We start from the raw sequence: 20480 nt of genomic DNA on the forward strand, positions 1-20480 counted from the left end.
CGTTACAACAAGACGGAATCGTGTAGATTGAGCATCCTGATCATGATTCCGTGGAGCCAGGTGACCAGATTAAATCACGACGGAAATCGTCAATAATGGCAAAGTATATCGGGTTATGCCGCTCCAGCGCTCCGTAAGAAACATGGCAACCGTGCACTGCGTTGCTTCAGTGTGTTCGTCTTGATCCGTGTGAGGATGACATGAAGTTTGATGAACTTCGCTCGCGTTTCGAGCTTATCGATGACGAACAATCCGGACAGCTATGCCTGACGCTGGTTCAGGCGATTTTAGCGCTGAGATGCAATATTGAATACATTGCTTCTCCAGCGAAAACATCAACTGCCAAGCGTGAGCAGGCAAGATCATTGCACCCCATTCTGGTGCTTTGCCACGAAAAAGGCCGTCAGTTGAAAGACGACCACCCGAATTCCCATTATTTGCAGCTCCGCGTTGATATTCTTGTAAAAATGATAAGCGAGATGTCGATCGACGAGTTAGGAAGCGAAGCAGAAGAGACGTTTATTCTCTCCCCGATCAACCCTGCTTTTGAAAATCCCCTGTCTCGAGAAAGGGGGAACGACAAGGAATGATTTTTTAATCGCAGTCGCATGATCAGGGCGTACAGGACATAGGTATTGTCCGGAGTCCGCCATGCGCTGTTTCTACGTGTTGCCATTTCTCCTGCTCATGCACGCGCCAGCGCGAGGACAGCAATGCTCTGTGTCTACTCCGATTGGGTCCAGGAGCGACACCATAGGGCCGCCCCTGGAACATGGTGATAAAGGTAGGACCGATGCAGTCGCCCACCTTGGAATCGCAGGGGCCAACATCGAAAAACTACCCGATCTCCACGGCTTCGAAGCTGGCATCGCCCATACCCGGAACGAACTCCTCGTCTTTTTCGCTCCGGAAAGCCATGCGATCGTGCTTAGCGGCACGCTGATCCCGGTCCCCTACGACACCCTACGTTCCCTGGCCGGATCGCGCGCCCACGATCTCGCGCCGGTCGATGGCATCAGGGGAATGTTTGTTCGGGCAGATAACCGTTTTCAGGTCGTCTATGCGACCCCGGATGGCAAGGCAGCAGTCGCTGCCCGCATGTGGGGCGCCACCGGACAGGACATCACGAGAGACCAGATCAGGGGCATTCCTGGAGCCGTCCCGGAAATCAGTATCTCTGGCGCTTCAGCCGACGCTAACGAACAGTCCGGGCTCCCGGGTCTCTCGGGAGGCCTTATAGGGATACCTTCAGCCCCGGAAGTCATCATGTTCATAGACCCGCAATGTATCTACTCGATGAAGGCGATGCATATCCTTCAGCCCGCAATCGATGCAGGGAAAGTTCGCCTGAAAATAGTCCCGCTGTCATTGCTTGATTACGAGGATAATGGCGCCAGCACCGTCAATGCGAGAGCCATGCTGTCGCTTCCGGCAAACGAGATGGCACAAGCGTGGGTCAACGGTCGCCTAAACCCAGGATTGACAGCACCTGAACCGGATAGTGAGGAGAAGCTTGCCCGCAATACCGAGATTGCACGGCGGATAGGGCTCACAGGGACCCCAACCTTCGTCTGGATGCACCGCAATGGCAGGATCGGCCGGCTCGACGGCGTTCCCACGGATGTCGCCACGTTTCTGACCTCGGTCTCGCAATGAAGACACGACAGGACCAGACCGGCCCGCGGCGTTTTTTTGCAAGAACGCGCAAGGTGGCCCGGCTGGTGATTGGCGATCCACGTACATTGGTCGCCTGGTCCGATGTAACGAGAAATGCCGCGCTGATTGAAGCCCTCGGGAAGGCATTACTGATGCCAAAAGCCGGTATGCAGGGCCCGCGGGCGCCAGACGGTACCCCTATTGATATCGCCGCGATCGCTGCCGAATATGGCGTCGAACCCCGCGTTGTGGCGATCTTACTCGATCAGAGACAGCATGAGACATACAGGCGGGCGCTTGCTGCCAGTATGCTCGCTGTAGGTCTGATTCTTGGCTGGGCCGGAGAGATGCTCCTTTCCCACTGGAAGGGCACCCAACTCCTTGCTGCGCTGGAGTTCGCACCCTTCTGGACATTTCTGGCACTCGTGGCGTTTCAGAACGCGTGGCTCAACTGGCAGATCCGCGAACGCCGCCTGTGTTCCGCCCGCCAATTTGTCGCGACCGCCGACAGCCTCATTCCCCGCAAGCCGTAAGCGCAAGTCCATCTGCATTGCGCTGGTGAATAGATAGGATCGGCGGAGCACTCAGAACGTCCCGGGAGGCGCGTTCTTGTCGCCGCCCTGAGCGCCTGTTGCCCAAGAGGCGTGTTCATAATCCTCGCGCCCCTGCATCACCCGTGGATCATCAGGCCGGACGATCGTACCGGCGCGATCGCACGTAGGGGGTGTCCAGATTACACGTGTCGATCCGTAGGCAGCGTGCGGATCATAACGCGCATGCCTGGTCGGCGGAGCCTTTGGGCCATGCACATGGGCAGCAGACGACACGTTGCCAGCGCTGCATGCCGCAAGCCAGGGGGAGAGGACAAGAGGTAGAATGAGATGTTTCACGAATGGTCTCCCGCTTAGAGGAGACCATCCTGACCAAGTATCTTGCGACTAGGACTGCCGCTTTCTCCATTCATTTTCCATGGAAAGATAGCCCCAAATCCGTCGTTCCATGTTCTCGGCCTTGGTTGTCAGTGTGACATGGTCATCGCTGAGTCGGCGGTAATTGACACGGATTGCCTCAAGTTCTTGCGCCCGGTCTTTTTCCTGTTCCCTTGATATTTTGAGATCGTTGGCAAGCTGCTCAGCATGAGCACTCGTCCGACAAAAATGGTCTTTCAGTTCTCTGATCTGGGATTCCAGGCCATGAGCGTAGTCTTTCCAGTCTTCCAACTGGCTTTCGAGTTTATCGGAGTGAGCATTTGCCAGATTAAGTGCCTCGGTCAAGCGACTGATTAACCGAACCTGCTCTTCGAGTTCGTTAAAATGCGGCGGAGCAGCACCATGAAGGGCCTGTCGGATATTGCGTTGCAAGCTCTCGCTATACTGACACGACATGCGTCCGAGTATGAAGCCTGCCGGCCCACTCAACCCGTTGCCACCAAACATTTCATGCCCTCCAAGTGTAACGCACTATAGGATCTTTTTCATTGTCGTATCTACAGCTTTATTTGCACCCGTATATATTTGCTTACTATTTTTATCATCCATAGGCTGGGTCGCAGTTCGATCGCTCCCACCGAGCGACTGCTGAATCGAGAGCAACGTGCCCGCCATACCGACAACGGCGGCGTCCCGGCTGAACTGGTCGATGTCGACCCGGTCCACGTCACCAAATCCGATCATGGCGGGAACCCGCTGGGGTAGGATCGAGATCATCCTGAATGAAATGAACGCCAAAGTGACATGAATCATGACAAACAGGCTGACCAGAACAATCATGCCGAGGAAGTTGCTCACAATCCAGCCGTTTGACAGCACCAGTCCGGCCGCAATGCCGAAACACATGTGGATCAGCCACGACACTGAATCAAATATAAAATATCCAAGGAAAAGTCCGAACAGCATCAGCACCGGCCGGAAGATGACATTGAACAGAAGGGCATAACCCTGTTTTGCATGACCGTGCAGCCCCTCCCCGTTCATGGTCATATGCGCGAGCATCCACAGAGGCGCTGCAATCACGGACTCACAGACCATGATGAACCATCCAGCCACGGCAAACATCCACATGACAAACGGGATCATCGGGATGACATAGGCGATGGTGAGGCCTGGCATAAGCATGGCGAAACAGCCGCCGATAATCGGCGCGCCAAAAAAGTGCATCAGTGCGTGCCCGGCCCCTGCCGCAACGGCACCTTCAGGATTTCCGCTCAGAAGCGACAGCACGCCAATACCGACGGTGCCGGCCGTAGAAGAAAGAACCGACGCAGTGCCCATGGTGAGAAGGGCGGTCGTGATCATCCAGTTGCCAAGTGACATGAGATTGCCAAACGGATCCGTCCAGTAGCCGTTCGTACCGGACGGCTCGATAAATCCGGTCACGATCTGCAGGGCGTAATCATTCAGGTGCAGGGCGCGGAACAGCTGGTCGAGCACACCCGCACCGTCTCCGCCCGGTATCGCTCCTGTGTACAGGTCAGCATTCCCGCCTGGCGCGGTCACGCCATCCTGCGTTGCAACCATGCTGTCAATGTTCTCCATAAAGGTGTCCGCAGACTGCACCAGGGGCGCAATGTCCGAGGCAAGATAGTTTCCGAGACCGGAATAGGATGGCGTGGTGATGGTTGGCGTTGCGGTCATGAGAGACAGGGTCTGGCCATTGAGGCGCGCGAATTCGAGATAGTAGGCTCCTGCGCCAGTCCACCCGAGAGTATCCATCTGGCTGCTGGTGTTGACCGCATCTCCGTTCGTCGAAATTCCCCATTGGTGAAGCGCGAGCGTCTGATTATTGACCGTGTCCTGAAGCTTCGAACGCAGTTGTGCCGCCTGCGTCGTGAGACGCGACGCATAATCGTTGGTGGCATTGACGATGATGGTCATGAGTGGGGCCAAGGACGTTGTCGTTTTGGTCTGCCAGTACTTCTGCGCCACCTGTTCAACCTGGCTGCGAATGTCGCCAAGGATCACGGAATCAAGGACCTGCTTTTGCATACCCGCCTGGTCGACCTGGAAACCGGCCAGATTCACTGCGTCAGTATTGGGCGCCTGCAGACTTACGGCCCCGCAAACTGGTGTCCCGTCTCCTGCGCCGGCTGCCATATTGTAAGAATAGTTGATGATCCCCATCTTTCCGCCGGTCACGGACAGGACGGTCTGCCCGGTCGGGGCTGCAATCAGGCTCGTGTTATTCGCAGCAATGTTAATAATGGCCCGGCAGAACTCATTTTTTACAAGGCCGGTCACAATCCCCTTTGTGCCGGGGATAAGGGGCTGTGCAATGACCTTGCCGTCTGGTCCGATCGCCTGCTTCGCCTTGTCGTAAACGACCTTCGCCATACCGATGCCCCAGAGCGAGCCCTGCACGACAACGGCCTGCGCTGCATTGAAGCCGGTTGTCGGCAGCGGCCACATCAGGATGGCCGCAATCCCGATCCGCACGATCGACATGCTGGTCTGGTTGTTACCAAGGAGTTGCGCTGTTTCTGCACCCCGGTGGATGTTCATGAAGTAGATATAGCTTACGACCGCCATCGCAAATGCCATGACAAACCCGGAGAACCACCCGATCATGGTTCCTATGACGGTCGCCTCGTTGCCGATGCTGGGCGCGCCCGTATCCTGGCCGAAAACCGGGAATACAGACCGGATGACCTGCGCCGCCCAGTCACTGCCCGGATCAAGCAGGTCCCATGTCACGTTATAGCCCGTGCTGCTGGCTGCATCTCCCGAACCGGTCGCGACAACCGTCTGCGCTGCCGCGGACACGGTAAGAGCCGACAGAAACAGAAGCGGCAGGATGGCGAATACAGGGCGACGAAAGGGCGTCATGGTTTGTCCTCCAGCGGCGAAGTCACGGCGCAGGACTGGCGGTGGGACCGGGCTTCATCCGCGTCATGAAATCCGTGACTGCAGTCACAGCCTTGTGCATCATCTCGCGGACCTTCTCGCTCATGTCTTCCAGCGCACTGGCCCCCTCTTTTTTTCCGGGCACTTCGGCAGCAGTCCTGCCGATCTCGGCATCGATCTGGGTGAAGCGCTGCGTCACACTGCCGGGCATTCCCATGCGCTGGCCTGTTGCCTCGGCGGCGTCCCTTCCCTTTCCGTAGGCTTCGAGCTTGCTGGTGACATTCTCCAGTTGCGCCGCAAATGCCTGGTTATTCTGTTTCTCCGTCACAAACTGGCTATGCAGATCCGCATACCGGCCACCGGCCTTCATCTCCGACAACACACCGGCAACACCGTCAGGGTCGCCCTTTCCTGCATCTGAAATCGCCGCCATGATGGAGGAAGCTGGCCGCTCCCTGAGGTCACGCAGGGCCTCCACCGCCTGCTTTCCCAGACGTTCGGTCGCCTCCAGGCTCTTTTCGTCACGCGCGGTGTGCAGCCGGGTACTGAAATCGACGGCCTTTTCCATCCACGATGATGCCGGGTTCGCAGGCTGGCTATCAATGCGCGAGGCAATCGCTTCCGCAAGGCGGGCAAAGCCCCCACCGCGAATAACCTTGACGTCCTCCTGATCCTTGGCCGCCGCGTTCGTTTCCCGTGTGTTCGCTGCCGCCTTTTCCTTTGTGCCGTTGCCATCCATCGTCGATCGGCTTTCCGGCGCATCTTTTGCCGAACCTGTCTGTTTCTCTTGAAAATCCTTCTGAGGATCCATCGTATGGGTCTGTCCGGGTTGGCTGCTGGCCGACTGCTCCGGTCCTGGCGGAGCGCCCTCCCCCGGCGACGCCATTCCACGGGTTTTGTCCGCCTGACCTTTCTCATCGTGCGCAGACCCGGCAGCATGGTCATGACCTGGCGCTGGCTGGCGCCCTGGTTCGGGAAAGATGGTCGCCCTCAGGCTATCGATTGTGTGCGCGATATCCGGGTGGTCCGGATCCTGATGTCCTTCAACCAGCTCGCTGGCAAGTGTCCGGATCGCGTTTACTTCTGGCTGCTGAAGGCGATGCGTTTCACGCATCATCGCAGCCACGACAGGCTCCTCCAAACCTGGATAATGTGCCGCGCGCTCTGTCATCTCGGCGCGGAGAGGATGCTCCTTTTCGAGCGTCGGTCCCAAAAGGCGCTCTACATCCTGCACGGCGTACGCGATGCGCGTACGGAACCCAGGATCATTCTGGACGTCAGGCCCACGGGATTCCTGCCGCAGCCGATCATATGCGGCGGCCTGCCCGGGCGCCTGCTTTCTGTATTCGGACTGCACGCGATCGAGGGTTTTCAGCACATCTTCTATATCACCGGTTTTCTGCTGGGCCTCAGACATGACGGACCTCTTATGGGTTGATCGTGGGAGACGGCATCGGGGTGAGGCCGTCCTTGAAGGCGACCTCTTCTTCCTGTGCGACCCGGGTAGCCCCCATGGTCGCCAGATAGAGACTGAGGCGGTAGTTCTGGAGTGCCAGGTAATTGGCCTGCGCCATTTCGGTGGCGACCTCGCGCATGACGGACGCGGGAGGCATTGCCTGGAGCGAGGCGTTCCAGCTTACGCTGGAGACCCTGCGATTAACTTCCAGCGCCATGGCCTGCAGCCACGACGCCTTGTCGAGCGGCGTGAGCCCCTCGGCCGTCATTTCAGCCTTCTGGTCCCGCGTGAGCGTGACAGACGGCACGCCAAGAGATGTGACGTAGCCCGTGACCCAGCGGGCAAGAGACATACGGCTGTTGTACGACCGGCGGCGGGTTGCGGCTTCACGTCCCCGAAGGCTGGACAGCTGCTCGCCACGCAGGGCCGCCGGCGCGACCGGCTGGATGAGCGTGGTCGCATAATCATTGGCGGCATCCACTGCGCCATCCGCGGACAGGGTATCAGCGCCGAACAGGCTGGCGGCACGCTGGTCGGCGTTCGGCAGCCGGGACACGGAAGAGCAGAGCCCCTGCGCCACGTCGTCGGATGAACAGTAGCGCTTGAGGTGCAGGGACATGTTCGCATCCGTGCCCTGCGACTTGCCGTAATAGGAGGGCGTGCCCTGGCCTGCCTCACCGCGGGGATCGCTCACGGTCGCAATGGCGTACACCGCAGAGCGCGCCGCTTTGGACGCCGCCACGGTAGACTGCTGGGCGTCAAGGCCCGCGCAGAATTCCGGGTTCATCATATGCTCGTCCCGGATTCCGGTTTCCTGCTGGCGCCGTAGAAAACCGGCCATCGCCGCGTCCTGGGCATCCATGAGTTGCGACTGGGCACCAACCTGGGCTTTTGCGTAATTGGCAACCTGCGTGAAGCCCTTCGTCAGGAGAGACGCCACGGAATTGGGGTTTGTAAGGCTACTGAGGTTTGAATCGATGCTGGTTGTCAGGTTTTTCGTCATCGTATCGAGGGCGCTGCCCGTGAACGCCTGAAGAAGCTTGATCGCTGCAACGACCGCGGCGTCACTGAAAAGCGCATATGCCGGACGCGGCGTGACTGCCAGCACGCAGACGCACGAAGCAGCACCAATGATAACCATCTGCAGCCTGCGCATCAGAACACTCCGTCCACGAGATTGCTCAGGCTGTATCCGGTCGGAAGCTGGGGAGATCCGTTGATATACAGATCAGTCGTACCGCTCGACGTCCCCGCAATGGCGGTCGCAATTGGCGGACCACCACCACCGAAACTCAGGCTCGGGCACATGAGCCCGCTACTCGAGCCAAAACCGAGCCCCAGGTTAACGCCCGACAGACTGAGTCCGCACTGGGTCGACCCCATGGCGTTACCCCATGCGGCCTGTGCTGCCTGACAGACCTGGCCACCTATCTGGCCCTCGACGGCCTGCAGCAGGGCCGCGGGGTCAAGGCCGTTCGTGATGAGATTCAATCCGGTGCCGTTGAAAAAATTGCTCAGGCAGGACAGGCCGTTGACGCTATCCGGCTGCTTTTCATAGGCGTCGTTGGCCTGGACGCGTTCGTTTACGGCTGTTGCCGCCGCCTGGGTCAGGGCGGCGCAGCCGACGCTTCCCGTCGATGTCGTGGCACCAGAGGCGCCTGATGACGTGGTCTGCGCATGCCCCTGTATCGATACAAGAGCGGCAGCCACTGACAACAGGACACGGAAGCGCAGATCGATCATGCGGCCTCCTGACGTGTGGCCGGACGCGTCACAGCCTCCAGCAGGGCAATCCTTTCCGGAGCAAGAAGGCGATGAAGCGCGTGGCGCCTGCTTTCCGAGATCACGCCCCGTCCAAAAGGGCTGTCCGCCGACAACAGGTCCCTGCGGCCGCGCAGATAGGGGATCAGCGCGTCAAGGGAGTTGACCAGATCAGGCCATTCATGTGGCGCGACACCAGCGAGGATGGCGTGCCAGGCCGTCCTCGCTGTCATATCATTGTCCAACATCGCGATGACGTCCTTTCCGCCCCTGATGCGCCAGATCTCGCCGAGCGCATCCAGCGCAAGGGAGACATTGGGCATCGGGGAAGAAGGTCCGGATTTCCGGACGGATGAGGGCTTGTTCATGGAACCTTCCTCGGGTGATTACGACGAAGGTGTCGGGCCATCATGCGACCGGTCAGCGAATTCGACGTCGGACCGCGACTTTATTATGACCAACATCAATGACGTCGCCCGCCTGGGCTACCGTGGTCGCCAGAACCTTGTTCCATTCCCGGCCGCCCTGCCAGTCAACAGGAACGCTGGTGTCCACGTCCGCCGCGAACACGACGCGCACCCCATGCGGAACGATCTGGCGTACGGCGAAGCCAAGTGGAACCTGCTTTCCGTATCCACTGGCGATATGGAAATATCGACGGGCTGGAACAGCCCCGGATGTTCGAGGATCCGTACCAGTACCCGGCAATACGCCCGGCCCTTCCTGACCAGTGTCTCCCGATGGGGGTAAGGTCTCCCCGCCAGTTGTCCCCGTTGACGGCAACGTCAATGCCGGCCGGGGCGGAGTTTCCGGAGAGGTTGTCTGGACCAGATGAAACGCGGCTGGTGTGGCAGATATGGGGCCAAAGGCCAGCGCCATAACCACGGCAGACATAACAGGCATATGAGTGTCTCCATCAAGTTCTCCTGACCAGAGCAGCGGCCTTTGCGACCTCAGACACCTTTTTTGCGGGCTCCAACTCGACTATCATGACGTTCCGTCACGGCTGATCCCCTGTCAGGACGCGGCCAGTCGATATCTTCTGGATGTTGGAAGTTTCTTTTGCTGAGGAAAACGCCCGCCGTGAGAGTAAACGAAAATGTCCCATGACAATGGCAAGATGCAAGCCGAGGCTTTATTTGCATCCGGCCAATTATATAGAGACATCGGGGAAATCATTTATGACAGGCGGACGGCGCTTGACTGGACGCAGGTGCACCTCGCCAAACTGGCACGGTTGAATGTATCGGTCATACGGAGCATCGAAGCAGGTCGTCCGGTTTCCCTGGAAACATTATCGGCGCTGCTACGGGTATTTGAAATAGATCCGCGCGATATTCTTCCGCAAGGTGCACCAGAAGGTACATGGTTTGCCCATCTGGATCTGGTGGCATCCGCCACGCAGCTGAAAAAGACCATGAAGCAGTGTTCGGACTACAATCTGGCAATCCAGAAATTACGCGACATTATTGGCAATATTTCCAAAACGTTTAACCTGCTGGAAATACCGGCCAGATTGCCGATCGATCATTATTCACACAGTGTCGCCTTCACCTCGGGGGAACGGCAGGACCTCCTCGAGATATTTGGGCGCAGGATTCAGATCTTCAGGACGCTTCAGGGGGCAACAGCGAGCCAGATCGCCCATAAATCACATGTTTCCCTGACCAGCCTGAGCCTGATTGAAGCAGGGCTGAGAAATCCGAGCCTTGAAACGGTTTATCGCATCGCCGAAGGCCTGGCCGTCTCCGTTTATTACCTGATCCCGGGAATACATGACGACGCAGATCTTTTGCGTTCCCTGGACATGACCGCGTGGGCAATGTCCGCGCAATCACAACTCGAAGCCCTCGCTGATCTCGAATCCATTATTGGTCACCTCGACGATATCGCAAACCACTGACCGGGTGCATGAAGGTATAAAGACTGTCAGGAAAGGGGTCTCCTTTCTTATGGCAGACCCTATGCCTTGGGCTGTCCATTCCAGGTGATGTGCCCCGGCGGATCACCAACGTGGACCGGAAACCGCGTCTGGAGTCATATTGGCGCGTTCTGCGCTATTTATTTCTTGACGGTTATATAACGCTTAAGAGATATTATTCCCAAAACACGTAGCCTATCCCGAAAACGCGATGACGAGGGCATACCGCCATGAAGTCAGCATCGTTCGGCCAGGTCATAAAACACGGTCTGTTTACATGGCTTCAGACCTATCCCACACCAGAAATGACACGCGCCCTTTATGCCAGGCTGCGCGACGAGGTCCTTGTGGCGACAATGCTCACCCTGACAGTGCAGGATGTGCAAGAGTCAGTTGCGCAATGGGCCGACCGACCCCAGAATGCTCTTTATGAAGCGTCTACGCGCAGGGGAGCGTGGACAAGGACCCAGCTACTCATCCTCGGCCAACGGTGGCTCTGTGGTGATAAAACCGCCGACATAGCCGAGATGCTTGGCCGCTCGGCCGGGAGCGTGCGTGCAAAAAGAAAGCAGCTTGGCCTGCCACCGCGCATCAGGCTTTCAAAAATACAGGCGGAGACCATACTTGCCGAAAAGCGGAGCGCCATTCCCGCAGATCCCGAAGCTGTCCTGACATGGGAACAAGCCTCCCTGCTTCCTCATGAAGCCCGGCGGGGACGGACATGGCTTGTCAGGAACAGCCTCAACAGGTTGACCCTCACAGGACATAAGGGCGGAGACAAGGTACGGTGGCACGAGGCCGCCAACATTGAAATCGCCTACCGCCATTTTGCATTTCAGAACCCGCGTGAAATTGCGCGGGACTTCCTTATTTCGGAAAGCGCGCTGAAATCCCAAAGCTGCTGGGAGCAGCTTCCGCCACGACGCGGCGCCAAAGTGCCCTGGTTCATTCATGCGAGGGCCGAATATTATATCGGCGAACACCACTACATCCGGCGGGAATGCCTCTGCAAGAGCGGATGCTTTTTCTGGACCACCCGCAAGGGGGGCGACCGTGTCAGCAGACGATACCGCCGCAGCATTGCCGCCACGCATGGCATTGCCGCCTGAGTAGTAGCGGGAACCGTCAAAGAAAAAACGTGCTGGTCGCAAGATAGACTTCCAGCCTGCTCTCATCACCGTCGGGAAATGAGAGTAGAGTGATGACCACCTTTTTTCATGCCCCCGTAAGGGAGGCGCGCCATGCGGCTGTTTAATTCCGCAGTAACCAGGCGGCTTACCGACCCCGACTTTCAGGGGATTGTTGTAGACAGATCACTGCTGCTCAACATCGCACTGGCGGGCGTGGTCATCGTTTTCGCGGCGCACGACGCCTATATCCGTGCACACCCGCCCACACCCCTCTATTTCTACGTTGACGGCCAGAATGCTCCCCGACCGGCCGTGGCCCTCACCAGTCCGGTACTTGGCCAGGACCAGCTTCTCGGCTGGGCCGTCAAATGGGCGATCGCACCCTACAACATCAACTATCGTGATTTTCCAACCCAGATGAACACCGCGGGCGCTCACTACACGCTCAACGGATGGAACACCTTTGCAAAGTCTTTCATTACGCAGGGGAATCTGGCGAAACTCAGAGATGCAAAACTGCTCTGTTACGCGCAGCCGACACGGGCCGCGACCGTACGCGCCGAGACAGTCGTGCAGGGACACTCGCGCTACGTAATACAGTTTCCTTTCATCCAGACCTGCGAAAACGTCAACCAGCAGAATACGCAAATGCTGATGGCAACCGTGACGATTGATCGCGTGGAGGACCTGGATCACCCGGATGGACTGGCCATCGAACAGCTTGTCGTCTCGTCGGGGAGGGAGTGACAGCCGTGCGAATTCTTTCTCTCTTTCCGCTGACCCTGTTCATCCTGCCACTTGCGGCACTCGCACAGCAGCCATCACAGCCCGGGCCTGCAGCAACGACACCTGCAGACGATCAGGATCAGGCAGCCGAAGATGAAGCCGAGCATGAGGCCATTCCTTTCACGCCCGAAGAAATCCTTCGGCTGGGGGAACGCCTGAAGGATGTGCGTCGTGCCACGGAGCAGGTCGGCACGGAATTCGCGACCCCTAATGCGCGCCCGGCGATCCGTGTCTCCTTTGCGCCTGGTCAGCAGACAAGCCTGATCTTTACGACAAAAGGGTATCCGACCGCATTGTCCTTCGTGGACAGCACGGGACAGCCCTGGCCGATCGCATGGAATACATCTGGCAATTCCGCCAACCCGGACGGCAGCACGAACTGTGCTTCCGGCAAAAGCGGCGCATCAGCCGGGAATCCTGCGGTTGAGACAACAGGTTTCTATACCTGCGTCCCCTTCAAGGGTTCCAATACCATCAATATCGAACCGATGTCGCTCCAGCCCAGAGGTGGACTGCTCGTAACGCTTCAGAACGCGCCAAAGCCGGTCTCCTTCCTGTTGATCGCGGGGCGTGGATCCTACGATGACAACCTGACCGTTCGCATGTCCGAGGGAGGACCCAATGCCCGGGAGCCGGTCGACAGCCGCCCCGGAGTGCCTGCGACAGGCGAGCCCTACATGAACGCCATGCTAAGCGGCATCCCACCAGCGTCAGCCATTCCGCTGGCCGTCGAGGGTATTTCACCCGATGACGTGCGCGCATGGCGGATTGGAAACGAGGTCTATCTTCGCACGCGCCTTCACCTCATGACGCCCTCCTCGGACAGCATGGAGCACGGTGAAGGGGGATACACGCTCTATGCCTTCCATGAGTCCCCCGTTGTCCTTCTCTCCGATGCGGGACGGACGGTCTCGGCCCATATCAGGGACGCACAGTGATGAAACCCAGATTCAACCAGCTGTTCAGTGATGCGTCGCGGGGCGGAAACCGGCGTCTGCTCGCAATCCTTGGGAGTATCGGCACCGTTCTTGGCGTCACGCTCCTCATCTCCACCATCCACCGTAAGGAGCTTCCACGCTCGGACCCCGGCAGGCCGCCCGCCGCCAACCCCCTGCCCGGGGGCCTGAATTCCAATCCGCGCCAGCAGGAACTCCGCGAAGATCAGATCCGCGACGAGGCAGGTCGGGCACAGACTGCGGGACAGTCGTATTCACCCGATATTGCACCGGGCACGCCCACCCATCCCGACGACAAGCTTCCCCCGCCCCCGGTCGCCCAGGAGGTCGGGGCGGACGTCAACCCGGCGATGGCCAGGGCCGCCGCAGCGCCAGCCCCGCACGCGCCTGAGGTCGTGCCAAGCGTTCCCGTCGTACCAGTGCAAACGGATGCAGCCTTCCGCGCCGCCATGCCACGTGACCCGCAGCTCCAGAAGGACGCCATCACCGCATACAGACATGCGATCATGGATCTCGCGGGCCGTCTTGATGGACGCTTTCCTGTCACAAATGTCCTGTATGAAAAGACGGAAACCGGAAGGGAACAGACAAAAAAACCGGTGGTCTCCCCTTCAATAACTTCGGCGGCGACAGCAAATTCCCAGACGGCCCTCTCCCGCGTCCTTGTTCCTGCCGGGCGGGGGATTTACGCCCATACGGTTTCAGCAACCAACAGCGATCTCGGGGGAGAAATCATCCTGGAGGCTGATTCAGGTCCACTCGCTGGCGACAGGATGAAAGCATCCGTCAGAAGGGCCGGGGGACATCTGAACCGGCTGGTTGTCCGTGTTGATCAGGTCTTCCATAAAAACGATCCGACCCCGATCCAGGTCGAAGGTATGGTGGTTGCACCGGACACCATGGAAGCTGCGGTGGCCTCAAGCGTTGACCAGCTATACGTTGAGCGCTTTGTTCTTCCCGCCGCTGCCGCCTTTGTCCAGGGTCTCGGGCAGGCGATCGAAATGACGTCGAACACAACCGGTTCGATCGGAGCCCTCGGCAACGTCAACTACGTCCAGTCACTGAATTTTCCGCAACAACTGGGTGTAGCGGCTGGTGCGGCGGCCTCGCAGGTCAATAGCGCGCTCATGCAGCAGATGCCGACCCAGCCGCGCGTAAATCTTGCCGCTCAGGTCAGTGTTGGCGTGATCTTCATGTCGGACGTCGTCATGAAGAAGTAAGTTTTCGGGCACCGGTCGCATGATATCGGCGAATTCTGCACTCTCTACCAGAAGGCAGCATTCACCATGACCTCAGCCGCAACCGCAACGACGTCCCGGGATCCGTTCAGCGCGGATCGCGGCACTGAACCTGTTCCGTTTCGCAAGCTGGCCACGACGCCCGAGCCTGACCCTTCGCCCGAGGCGGACATAATTGCCGAGCCTCCCTCCCCTCACCCGCAACCTGTGACAGCAGCACCTGACAGGAACCGACCCGTTCCACATGCAATGGCCCTTTTCAGGGCGCTTCCGCGCCGCAGGCAGGTCATCATCGCGGGTACTGCCGTCGGCAGTCTGCTCTCCCTCTTCCTCGTGATGGGCATAGCAAAGAGGCAGGCGTCTCCCCTAGGCCAGGAAGTCGGAGTGATTTCCGCCCCGCTACCATCAGGCCCCAAAGCGTCTCCAGCGCCGGGGCACTCACCTACATCATTGCCATCACCCCCGGCACCTCAGGTCTCGGCTACAGATGAGGATCTCAAGGCACTCCTTGCTATGAAAAAGCCGCCCCATCCCGCCGTCCCAACACCGGCAACTATGCCGACCGAGAACACGCCTGCGCAGAGACACGATATCGGCATCGAAAAGGCTGTTCCGACCGACGATGCGGTCCAGAAAGCGACCCGCCTGCAAGCGGCTCCCATGACATCGGATGACCAGTTGCAGGTGCTGAAGCTTGTGACGGAAGAAGCAGCACTGGTGCAGCGGACCCGCAGCGACATCGCAGCACTCCGGCAGGATCTTGACCGGCTGCGTATCGCAGATACGGCAAAGGCTTCGGATCTCAACCGCCGGATGTCGCTCCTCGAAGCGAAACGAGCCGTGGCCGACGCCGAAGCGCCCCCGTCAGATGGACCGGCCGCCACACGTGCCGCAGCCGACAAGGCACGGGCAGCCCTGGAAGCAGCGGCGGCCGAGCCGCAGCAGGCGCCAACGCCGCCGCAATCTCCAGCGTCCCGGACAGCGAGAATGCGCCAGGCGCCTCCTGCTCCGCCCCCGACATGGACGCCGCACTACCGGATACTTGCTGCATCTCCCCAGCTTGCCATGGTGCAAGACGATGCGGCGCCGGTCGGGCAACCGCCACAGTCCGAAATCGAAATCGGCACCGATCTCCGCGGATATGGTCGTGTGCGCGCCATCTCTCAACGCGGCACGATGTGGGTAATCCAGGCTGAACGCGGCATCATCCAGTAAGGCAAGGACACATCGACGTGCAAGGTCTGGTCAACCTCGTCAACGATCTCGCTCTCGCCATGGCCTGGCTGCTGCCAATGGCCTGCTATATTGCAGCGTGGATTGCCTTCCTGACCGGGGCATGGGGATTATGGCAGCAGCGCCAGCCCCTGAACCCGTTCGTCGGCCGTCCCTGGGTGCCCTGGATCGGGATTGTCCTGTCCGGCGTCTTCGCCACTTTTGACAGGATACTCACCAAGTCCACCACCTCTGCCGGTCTCGATACGCAGGTTTCGCTGGGAGCTTCTGTCACCGGTTATACGGATGCCGCGACCGGAAGCGTCATTTCCGGGACAGGCCCAGAGGATGCCATCCTGTCAATCGTCAGTGATTTCGCCCTGTTCTTCGAAATGTTCGGCGCCTGGGCGGCGTTCATGGCGGTCGTTGCGTGGAACGCGTCGGCGACCGGAAAAACAAACCGCTCAAAACTCAGTTGCCTCATCCAGTTCGTTTTCGGCGTGATCCTCCTCAATCCCGTCAAGGAAGCAACCTGGATCCTGAGCCACTGGACAACGTCCGGCTAGGTCCTGTCCGCAAAGAAAGCGTTCGAAGTCGCATGTTGCCGACAGAACAATGATTCGGGGGACATGATCCCTCTTTCAACGGAGCCCTCGACCATGAACCTCTCTCGCACAGGCATCACCAGCGCGGCGCGACTGACGCGTCTGGTGACACAACGGGCCGGATACAGACAGCGTGCCGTCACGGCACTTGGCACATTGGCCGTCCCGATCCTCATTGCCAGCCATGCGCTGGCCCAATCCGCAACCGGCAGCGCAAACGGTATCGGGGCCCAGATGCAGGCCACCGCCCAGGAGGGACTGACAGCGGGCGGCTTTGTCGCTGCTGCATGCATGTATGTCGCTGCCTTCATCTGCTTCATCGGCGGCGTATGGGCGGCCTGGCAGAGCCGCAACGAACAGAACCGTTCGCCCGGAAAGGTCGGTATGGCAATCGCCGGCATCGTGCTGTGCGGTCTTTTCGCAACGGGTCCGCAGTGGATCAACAAGGCTGCCAACACCGCGTCCGGTGGCTCGGCAACCGTTGGTACGCAGGCTCAGGCCTATCAATTCACGAGCGGCGGCTAGGAACCCGATCGCAATGGCCCGTCTCACACAGTCTTTCCGGCTGCTGCCGCGCCCATGGGATCCGTCAGCGCCAGACGCCGGGGAGATGGGTGAGCCGGGCCTTTTCACATGTGCGTGCTGCGGCCTGATAACGCCTGGTCGCAGGTTTCCATGGCATGGTGACGGACCCGGGCCTGTCTGCGCCTTATGCAACATCCTGCAGGATCCGACCCGTCCGGCCATTGAACGCGAAGCCGTCCTGATATGGTGGCCGAAACTGCCGCAGGCCCGCATCATGACCTTGACCCGCTGCGCGCATCAAGCCCTCATGCAGACGCTCGGCAATGGGCCAAACGGACAGGATGTCGTCTGGCATCGTGCAATGGACGCGATCGCGTCAGGGTCGGACACCGCGATGATGCCTGCGCAATGCAAAAGCGCTCTCGCTGTGCTCCGCGCTCTGCACGCGCGAACGACCGAAGCCAGGCGGCGGCTGGAGACAACCTTTCCCCGACTGCTGGCGACTGCCCTGCTGATGGCGAACCGGGCTGACCCGCAGATCAATGAAAGCGCGACCGCCCTGATGGACGGCATCCGGCTCTTCCCCCTGGGCCGTCTCCATAACGGCCCCACCGACATCTACCCGGCGCTTGTCAGGGGATGGCTTGATGCCGATCCCCAACCGGTCATGACGTGACAGGATCATATCAATGGGCGGTATTCTTTCCAGTCTGCTGGCCGGCATCAGCCTCGGGCTGCGCCAGCCCCTTGCCTCATTCTGCGATGTGGAAAGTACGCACGGGGACCATCTCATCACCAAACGCGGTGAATATGTCTCCGTACTGCGCATCAATGGCCTGCGTCGCATGTGCACGCGGCAGGAAGTGGAAGCGCTCGCCGAGCAGCAGCGTATAGAATTGCAGGGTCTCCTTGAAGAACGTGGCCATGCCATTGTGGGATGGTATATTTCCGATCCCGAGCGCTCGGGTATCGAGATTGACCGCCTGAGCCTCAATGGCTGCCGGTCCATAGCCCGACAGATCGGAGCGGACCTTTCGGACGTCATTGAAGAGAGGCGCCGGCGCTGGCCAAACGTCATGCGCTGGGAGGCCACCTGTTACGTCCTGTGGACCCGGCCCAGCGTGCTGACACGTGAGGACCGCAAACAGGTGGCAGAGGAGCGCCGGACCCTTGCCTCCCAATTTCCTCGCGTGGGCAATACCCAACGTTTTGCCCTGCGCTCCGATATCATGGCGGCCCGCCATGAATCGTTCATTTCGCGCGTTCAGGCGGCCTTGCAGGGGGTCGATATTTCCTGCGAATTTCTCGGTCCACATCAGGCATTGCAGGTCGCGCGCGAGGCAACCTACCGTGAAACGGCGGGCTCCGTCTGGAAACCGACCCTGCTGGGTGACCGGGTCATGCCACGGCTTCCCGACGATCTGGATGACCCGCAGCCACATCCGCAGGGCCTGCTCTGGCCGGCGATCCGGGACCAGATCTTCAATGCCGACGCCGAAACGAAAGGCGGACAGCTCGTGACCGTGGGGGATTATACATACGCCCCGGTCGACATGACGATTGGCCCAGAGGATCCGCGCCCGTTCTCCGAACTCTCCAGCGTGCTTGGCCGCAAGAGACTGCCATGGCGCAGCGCCATGATCCTGGAGGGCGGTGGCCGCGCCGCCTTCGGCTTCAAGGAAGCCGGAGCCGGGTTTCTGGCGATGTTTCCCGGAAATAGCGACATTCGACGGGCGTTTGCCGCACTCAAGCTGGAGCGCCAGAAAAACAACCATAATTCCGTGCGGATGCGCATGACCGCCACAACCTGGGCTCCGGTCGGAGCAGAGGCGAAGCTGCGACGGCAGGCGTCGGACCTCTCCCAGGCGATTGATGCATGGGGCAACAGCAAGACAACGCGGATTTCCGGCGATCCTCTGGAAGCGGCCATGGGTTCTGTCCCTGCCCTAGCGCTCGGTTCGACTGCGACCTCATCGCTCGCCCTTGTCGGTGACGCGTTCTCCATGATGCCGTGGGCACGCAGTGCGTCACCGTGGCAGAAAGGATCCATCCTCTTCCGCAAGCCCGATGGTTCAATCTGGCCTTACGATCCGACCGGGGGCGGGCTACGCCCATCCGTCGTAGACATTATCGTAGCCCCGCCTGGCGGCGGAAAATCCGTTCTGGCCAATACCATTCTGCTGGGCTTGATCCTCAGCAGCGCCGCGATCAGCAGCCACGGCACCAAGCTCCCCTATATCGGCAAGCTCGACATCGGACCGTCTTCGCGCGGACTGATCGAGATGCTGCGCAACGCGCTTGGGCCAGAACGCCAGCACGAGGCGGTTTACGTCAAGATGCAGGCAATCCCGGGCTTCGAGGTCAATGTCTTCGATACCCAGGTCGGGCTGGAATATCCCCTGCCACTCGAGCGCGTCTTCCTGCAGAATTTCATCTCGCTCCTTGCCACGCCGCTGGATGGCAGGCCGTGGGAGGGCATGGACCATCTCGTAGAGGACGTGATTGATGAAGCCTACCGCCTCTGCACCGGGGTGCAGGGGGGCACGCCTAAAATCTACACGCCAAGGATCGAGCCGGATGTCGATGCCGCAATAACATCGCTGGGCATAAGCCTGCCCCACCATGCGGAAGAGGACGATCCGACATGGTGGCGGGATGTCGTCGATGCCCTTGTCAGTCTCAGGGAGTACCGCCTCGCAGGTTTTGCCCAGCGTCATGCCATACCGGTCCTGCAGGATCTGCTGATTGCGGCCCGCAGTCCGGAAATCGAAAAACGCTATTCCAAGATCACCCTGGAAACTGGTGAAAGCCTGATCGACACGTTTGATCGCTACATCATGAACGTGATCAAAAATTTTCCCATGCTGGCGTCCCCGACAAAGCTGGATATGGGGGATGCGCGCGTGATCGTTCTCGATCTTGCCGAGGTGGCACCTTCCGGCTCTCCCGCAGCCAACCGCCAGACAGCACTCATGTATATGCTTGGCCGCCATATCCTGGCCCGGAATTTCTTTCTGCATCCCGATTATGCGGACGACCCGCATATGCCCCCATCCATGCGGGACTATCATCTCGCCCGTTTCACGGCTTGCAGTTACCCATAAATTTTTTCTTCTGTAATTTGATAGGAGAGAGCACCTGTAACGATATCTGCCAGGCGAGACATTCCTCTCCAGATAACAGTTGTTCCGGGCGGAGCATCGGAAGCGCGATCAAGGTAACCACCCAGTCTGGCGACTGCCCGGATGTAAAAATCCAGGTCTGGTGAAGTGCTGAGTTTGCGTATGGGTGTGAACTGTTCGAGTATTTGGCGTTCCACATCTGTAAAAACGGTAGAAGGCGACGTCCCTGGTAATTCACGCCTGAGCATTGTTATCCATGAGATACGCCAGGCC

General features: G+C 59.2%; 21 protein-coding genes. 14 read left to right on the forward strand and 7 right to left on the reverse strand.

Annotation, left to right across the window (positions count from 1 at the left end; genetic code table 11):
• Positions 1-200: 200 nt before the first annotated feature.
• From GEU01_RS13885 to GEU01_RS13895, 3 genes are all read left to right on the forward strand, one after another.
• Positions 201-590, forward strand: coding sequence for a hypothetical protein (locus GEU01_RS13885; RefSeq protein WP_019086200.1), 390 nt, complete (start codon positions 201-203; stop codon positions 588-590).
• A gap of 61 nt (positions 591-651) precedes the next feature.
• A complete protein-coding gene (locus GEU01_RS13890; RefSeq protein WP_019086201.1) occupies positions 652-1656 on the forward strand; it encodes a thiol:disulfide interchange protein DsbG in 1005 nt (334 codons plus the stop codon).
• Complete coding sequence (locus tag GEU01_RS13895) at positions 1653-2189, forward strand: hypothetical protein (protein WP_019086202.1); 537 nt, start codon at positions 1653-1655, stop codon at positions 2187-2189. Before GEU01_RS13890 ends, GEU01_RS13895 begins: the two co-directional genes overlap by 4 nt.
• Before the next feature lie 405 nt (positions 2190-2594).
• On the opposite strand, the gene GEU01_RS13900 is transcribed toward GEU01_RS13895, so the two are convergent.
• From GEU01_RS13900 to GEU01_RS13925, 6 genes are read right to left on the reverse strand one after another with little or no spacing between them, the layout of a single operon-like run.
• Positions 2595-3092 (reverse strand): hypothetical protein, encoded by a 498-nt coding sequence (locus GEU01_RS13900; RefSeq protein WP_019086203.1) that lies wholly within the window; start codon positions 3090-3092, stop codon positions 2595-2597.
• A 24-nt stretch (positions 3093-3116) separates the two neighbouring features.
• Positions 3117-5477 (reverse strand): DotA/TraY family protein, encoded by a 2361-nt coding sequence (locus tag GEU01_RS13905; protein ID WP_019086204.1) that lies wholly within the window; start codon positions 5475-5477, stop codon positions 3117-3119.
• 22 nt (positions 5478-5499) lie between these two features.
• Complete coding sequence (locus GEU01_RS13910; RefSeq protein WP_026018685.1) at positions 5500-6912, reverse strand: hypothetical protein; 1413 nt, start codon at positions 6910-6912, stop codon at positions 5500-5502.
• A 10-nt stretch (positions 6913-6922) separates the two neighbouring features.
• A complete protein-coding gene (locus tag GEU01_RS13915; protein ID WP_019086207.1) occupies positions 6923-8107 on the reverse strand; it encodes a hypothetical protein in 1185 nt (394 codons plus the stop codon).
• On the reverse strand, positions 8107-8694 hold the full coding sequence (locus GEU01_RS13920; protein WP_019086208.1) for a hypothetical protein: 588 nt from the start codon (positions 8692-8694) through the stop codon (positions 8107-8109). The genes GEU01_RS13915 and GEU01_RS13920 overlap by 1 nt, the downstream gene beginning before the upstream one ends.
• Positions 8691-9080, reverse strand: a complete 390-nt coding sequence (locus GEU01_RS13925) for a hypothetical protein (protein WP_232272506.1) — start codon at positions 9078-9080, stop codon at positions 8691-8693. The genes GEU01_RS13920 and GEU01_RS13925 overlap by 4 nt, the downstream gene beginning before the upstream one ends.
• On the opposite strand from GEU01_RS13925, the gene GEU01_RS13930 reads away from it, so the two are divergent.
• The 11 genes from GEU01_RS13930 (at position 9079) to GEU01_RS13980 (ending at position 20189) form a co-directional block, all read left to right on the forward strand.
• Positions 9079-9462, forward strand: a complete 384-nt coding sequence (locus GEU01_RS13930) for a hypothetical protein (protein ID WP_019086210.1) — start codon at positions 9079-9081, stop codon at positions 9460-9462. The genes GEU01_RS13925 and GEU01_RS13930 overlap by 2 nt on opposite strands.
• 349 nt (positions 9463-9811) lie before the next feature.
• The gene (locus GEU01_RS13935; RefSeq protein WP_019086211.1) at positions 9812-10615 is read left to right on the forward strand and encodes a helix-turn-helix domain-containing protein; all 804 of its coding nucleotides are present in this window, start codon (positions 9812-9814) and stop codon (positions 10613-10615) included.
• Positions 10616-10863: 248 nt separating this feature from the next.
• On the forward strand, positions 10864-11742 hold the full coding sequence (locus GEU01_RS13940) for a hypothetical protein (RefSeq protein ID WP_026018686.1): 879 nt from the start codon (positions 10864-10866) through the stop codon (positions 11740-11742).
• A gap of 132 nt (positions 11743-11874) precedes the next feature.
• The gene (locus tag GEU01_RS13945; protein WP_010515538.1) at positions 11875-12510 is read left to right on the forward strand and encodes a DotI/IcmL/TraM family protein; all 636 of its coding nucleotides are present in this window, start codon (positions 11875-11877) and stop codon (positions 12508-12510) included.
• Positions 12507-13487: a DotH/IcmK family type IV secretion protein gene (locus GEU01_RS13950; RefSeq protein WP_019086213.1), complete on the forward strand. Its 981-nt coding sequence runs from the start codon at positions 12507-12509 to the stop codon at positions 13485-13487. Before GEU01_RS13945 ends, GEU01_RS13950 begins: the two co-directional genes overlap by 4 nt.
• A complete protein-coding gene (locus GEU01_RS13955; protein ID WP_019086214.1) occupies positions 13487-14725 on the forward strand; it encodes a DotG/IcmE/VirB10 family protein in 1239 nt (412 codons plus the stop codon). The genes GEU01_RS13950 and GEU01_RS13955 overlap by 1 nt, the downstream gene beginning before the upstream one ends.
• A 531-nt stretch (positions 14726-15256) precedes the next feature.
• On the forward strand, positions 15257-15958 hold the full coding sequence (locus GEU01_RS13960) for a hypothetical protein (RefSeq protein WP_232272507.1): 702 nt from the start codon (positions 15257-15259) through the stop codon (positions 15956-15958).
• Between the two features lie 17 nt (positions 15959-15975).
• Positions 15976-16521 carry a hypothetical protein gene (locus GEU01_RS13965; RefSeq protein ID WP_026018687.1) on the forward strand — a complete coding sequence of 182 codons (546 nt, stop codon included), beginning with the start codon at positions 15976-15978 and terminating at the stop codon, positions 16519-16521.
• Between the two features lie 93 nt (positions 16522-16614).
• Complete coding sequence (locus tag GEU01_RS13970) at positions 16615-17085, forward strand: hypothetical protein (protein ID WP_019086217.1); 471 nt, start codon at positions 16615-16617, stop codon at positions 17083-17085.
• A gap of 274 nt (positions 17086-17359) precedes the next feature.
• A complete protein-coding gene (locus GEU01_RS26890) occupies positions 17360-17761 on the forward strand; it encodes a hypothetical protein (RefSeq protein ID WP_232272540.1) in 402 nt (133 codons plus the stop codon).
• A 13-nt stretch (positions 17762-17774) separates the two neighbouring features.
• Complete coding sequence (locus GEU01_RS13980) at positions 17775-20189, forward strand: secretion protein (RefSeq protein WP_019086575.1); 2415 nt, start codon at positions 17775-17777, stop codon at positions 20187-20189.
• Here the strand turns inward: GEU01_RS13980 and GEU01_RS26340 are convergent.
• Positions 20180-20480 (reverse strand): IS4 family transposase (locus GEU01_RS26340; protein ID WP_269719749.1); only part of this gene is annotated, 301 nt, incomplete at its 5' end. The two genes, GEU01_RS13980 and GEU01_RS26340, sit on opposite strands and share 10 nt — an antisense overlap.

This window comes from Komagataeibacter europaeus LMG 18890, assembly GCF_000285295.1.
GTDB lineage: Bacteria > Pseudomonadota > Alphaproteobacteria > Acetobacterales > Acetobacteraceae > Komagataeibacter > Komagataeibacter europaeus.

What these genes read in the sequence shown, in the direction of transcription:
- GEU01_RS13885 (WP_019086200.1), top strand. Translation starts at nt 201, where the DNA reads ATGAAGTTTGATGAACTTCGCTCGCGTTTCGAGCTTATCGATGACGAA.
- GEU01_RS13890 (WP_019086201.1), top strand. Translation starts at nt 652, where the DNA reads ATGCGCTGTTTCTACGTGTTGCCATTTCTCCTGCTCATGCACGCGCCA.
- GEU01_RS13895 (WP_019086202.1), top strand. Translation starts at nt 1,653, where the DNA reads ATGAAGACACGACAGGACCAGACCGGCCCGCGGCGTTTTTTTGCAAGA.
- GEU01_RS13900 (WP_019086203.1), bottom strand. Translation starts at nt 3,092, where the DNA reads ATGTTTGGTGGCAACGGGTTGAGTGGGCCGGCAGGCTTCATACTCGGA.
- GEU01_RS13905 (WP_019086204.1), bottom strand. Translation starts at nt 5,477, where the DNA reads ATGACGCCCTTTCGTCGCCCTGTATTCGCCATCCTGCCGCTTCTGTTT.
- GEU01_RS13910 (WP_026018685.1), bottom strand. Translation starts at nt 6,912, where the DNA reads ATGTCTGAGGCCCAGCAGAAAACCGGTGATATAGAAGATGTGCTGAAA.
- GEU01_RS13915 (WP_019086207.1), bottom strand. Translation starts at nt 8,107, where the DNA reads ATGCGCAGGCTGCAGATGGTTATCATTGGTGCTGCTTCGTGCGTCTGC.
- GEU01_RS13920 (WP_019086208.1), bottom strand. Translation starts at nt 8,694, where the DNA reads ATGATCGATCTGCGCTTCCGTGTCCTGTTGTCAGTGGCTGCCGCTCTT.
- GEU01_RS13930 (WP_019086210.1), top strand. Translation starts at nt 9,079, where the DNA reads ATGGAACCTTCCTCGGGTGATTACGACGAAGGTGTCGGGCCATCATGC.
- GEU01_RS13925 (WP_232272506.1), bottom strand. Translation starts at nt 9,080, where the DNA reads ATGAACAAGCCCTCATCCGTCCGGAAATCCGGACCTTCTTCCCCGATG.
- GEU01_RS13935 (WP_019086211.1), top strand. Translation starts at nt 9,812, where the DNA reads ATGTCCCATGACAATGGCAAGATGCAAGCCGAGGCTTTATTTGCATCC.
- GEU01_RS13940 (WP_026018686.1), top strand. Translation starts at nt 10,864, where the DNA reads ATGAAGTCAGCATCGTTCGGCCAGGTCATAAAACACGGTCTGTTTACA.
- GEU01_RS13945 (WP_010515538.1), top strand. Translation starts at nt 11,875, where the DNA reads ATGCGGCTGTTTAATTCCGCAGTAACCAGGCGGCTTACCGACCCCGAC.
- GEU01_RS13955 (WP_019086214.1), top strand. Translation starts at nt 13,487, where the DNA reads ATGAAACCCAGATTCAACCAGCTGTTCAGTGATGCGTCGCGGGGCGGA.
- GEU01_RS13960 (WP_232272507.1), top strand. Translation starts at nt 15,257, where the DNA reads ATGAAAAAGCCGCCCCATCCCGCCGTCCCAACACCGGCAACTATGCCG.
- GEU01_RS13970 (WP_019086217.1), top strand. Translation starts at nt 16,615, where the DNA reads ATGAACCTCTCTCGCACAGGCATCACCAGCGCGGCGCGACTGACGCGT.
- GEU01_RS26890 (WP_232272540.1), top strand. Translation starts at nt 17,360, where the DNA reads ATGACCTTGACCCGCTGCGCGCATCAAGCCCTCATGCAGACGCTCGGC.
- GEU01_RS13980 (WP_019086575.1), top strand. Translation starts at nt 17,775, where the DNA reads ATGGGCGGTATTCTTTCCAGTCTGCTGGCCGGCATCAGCCTCGGGCTG.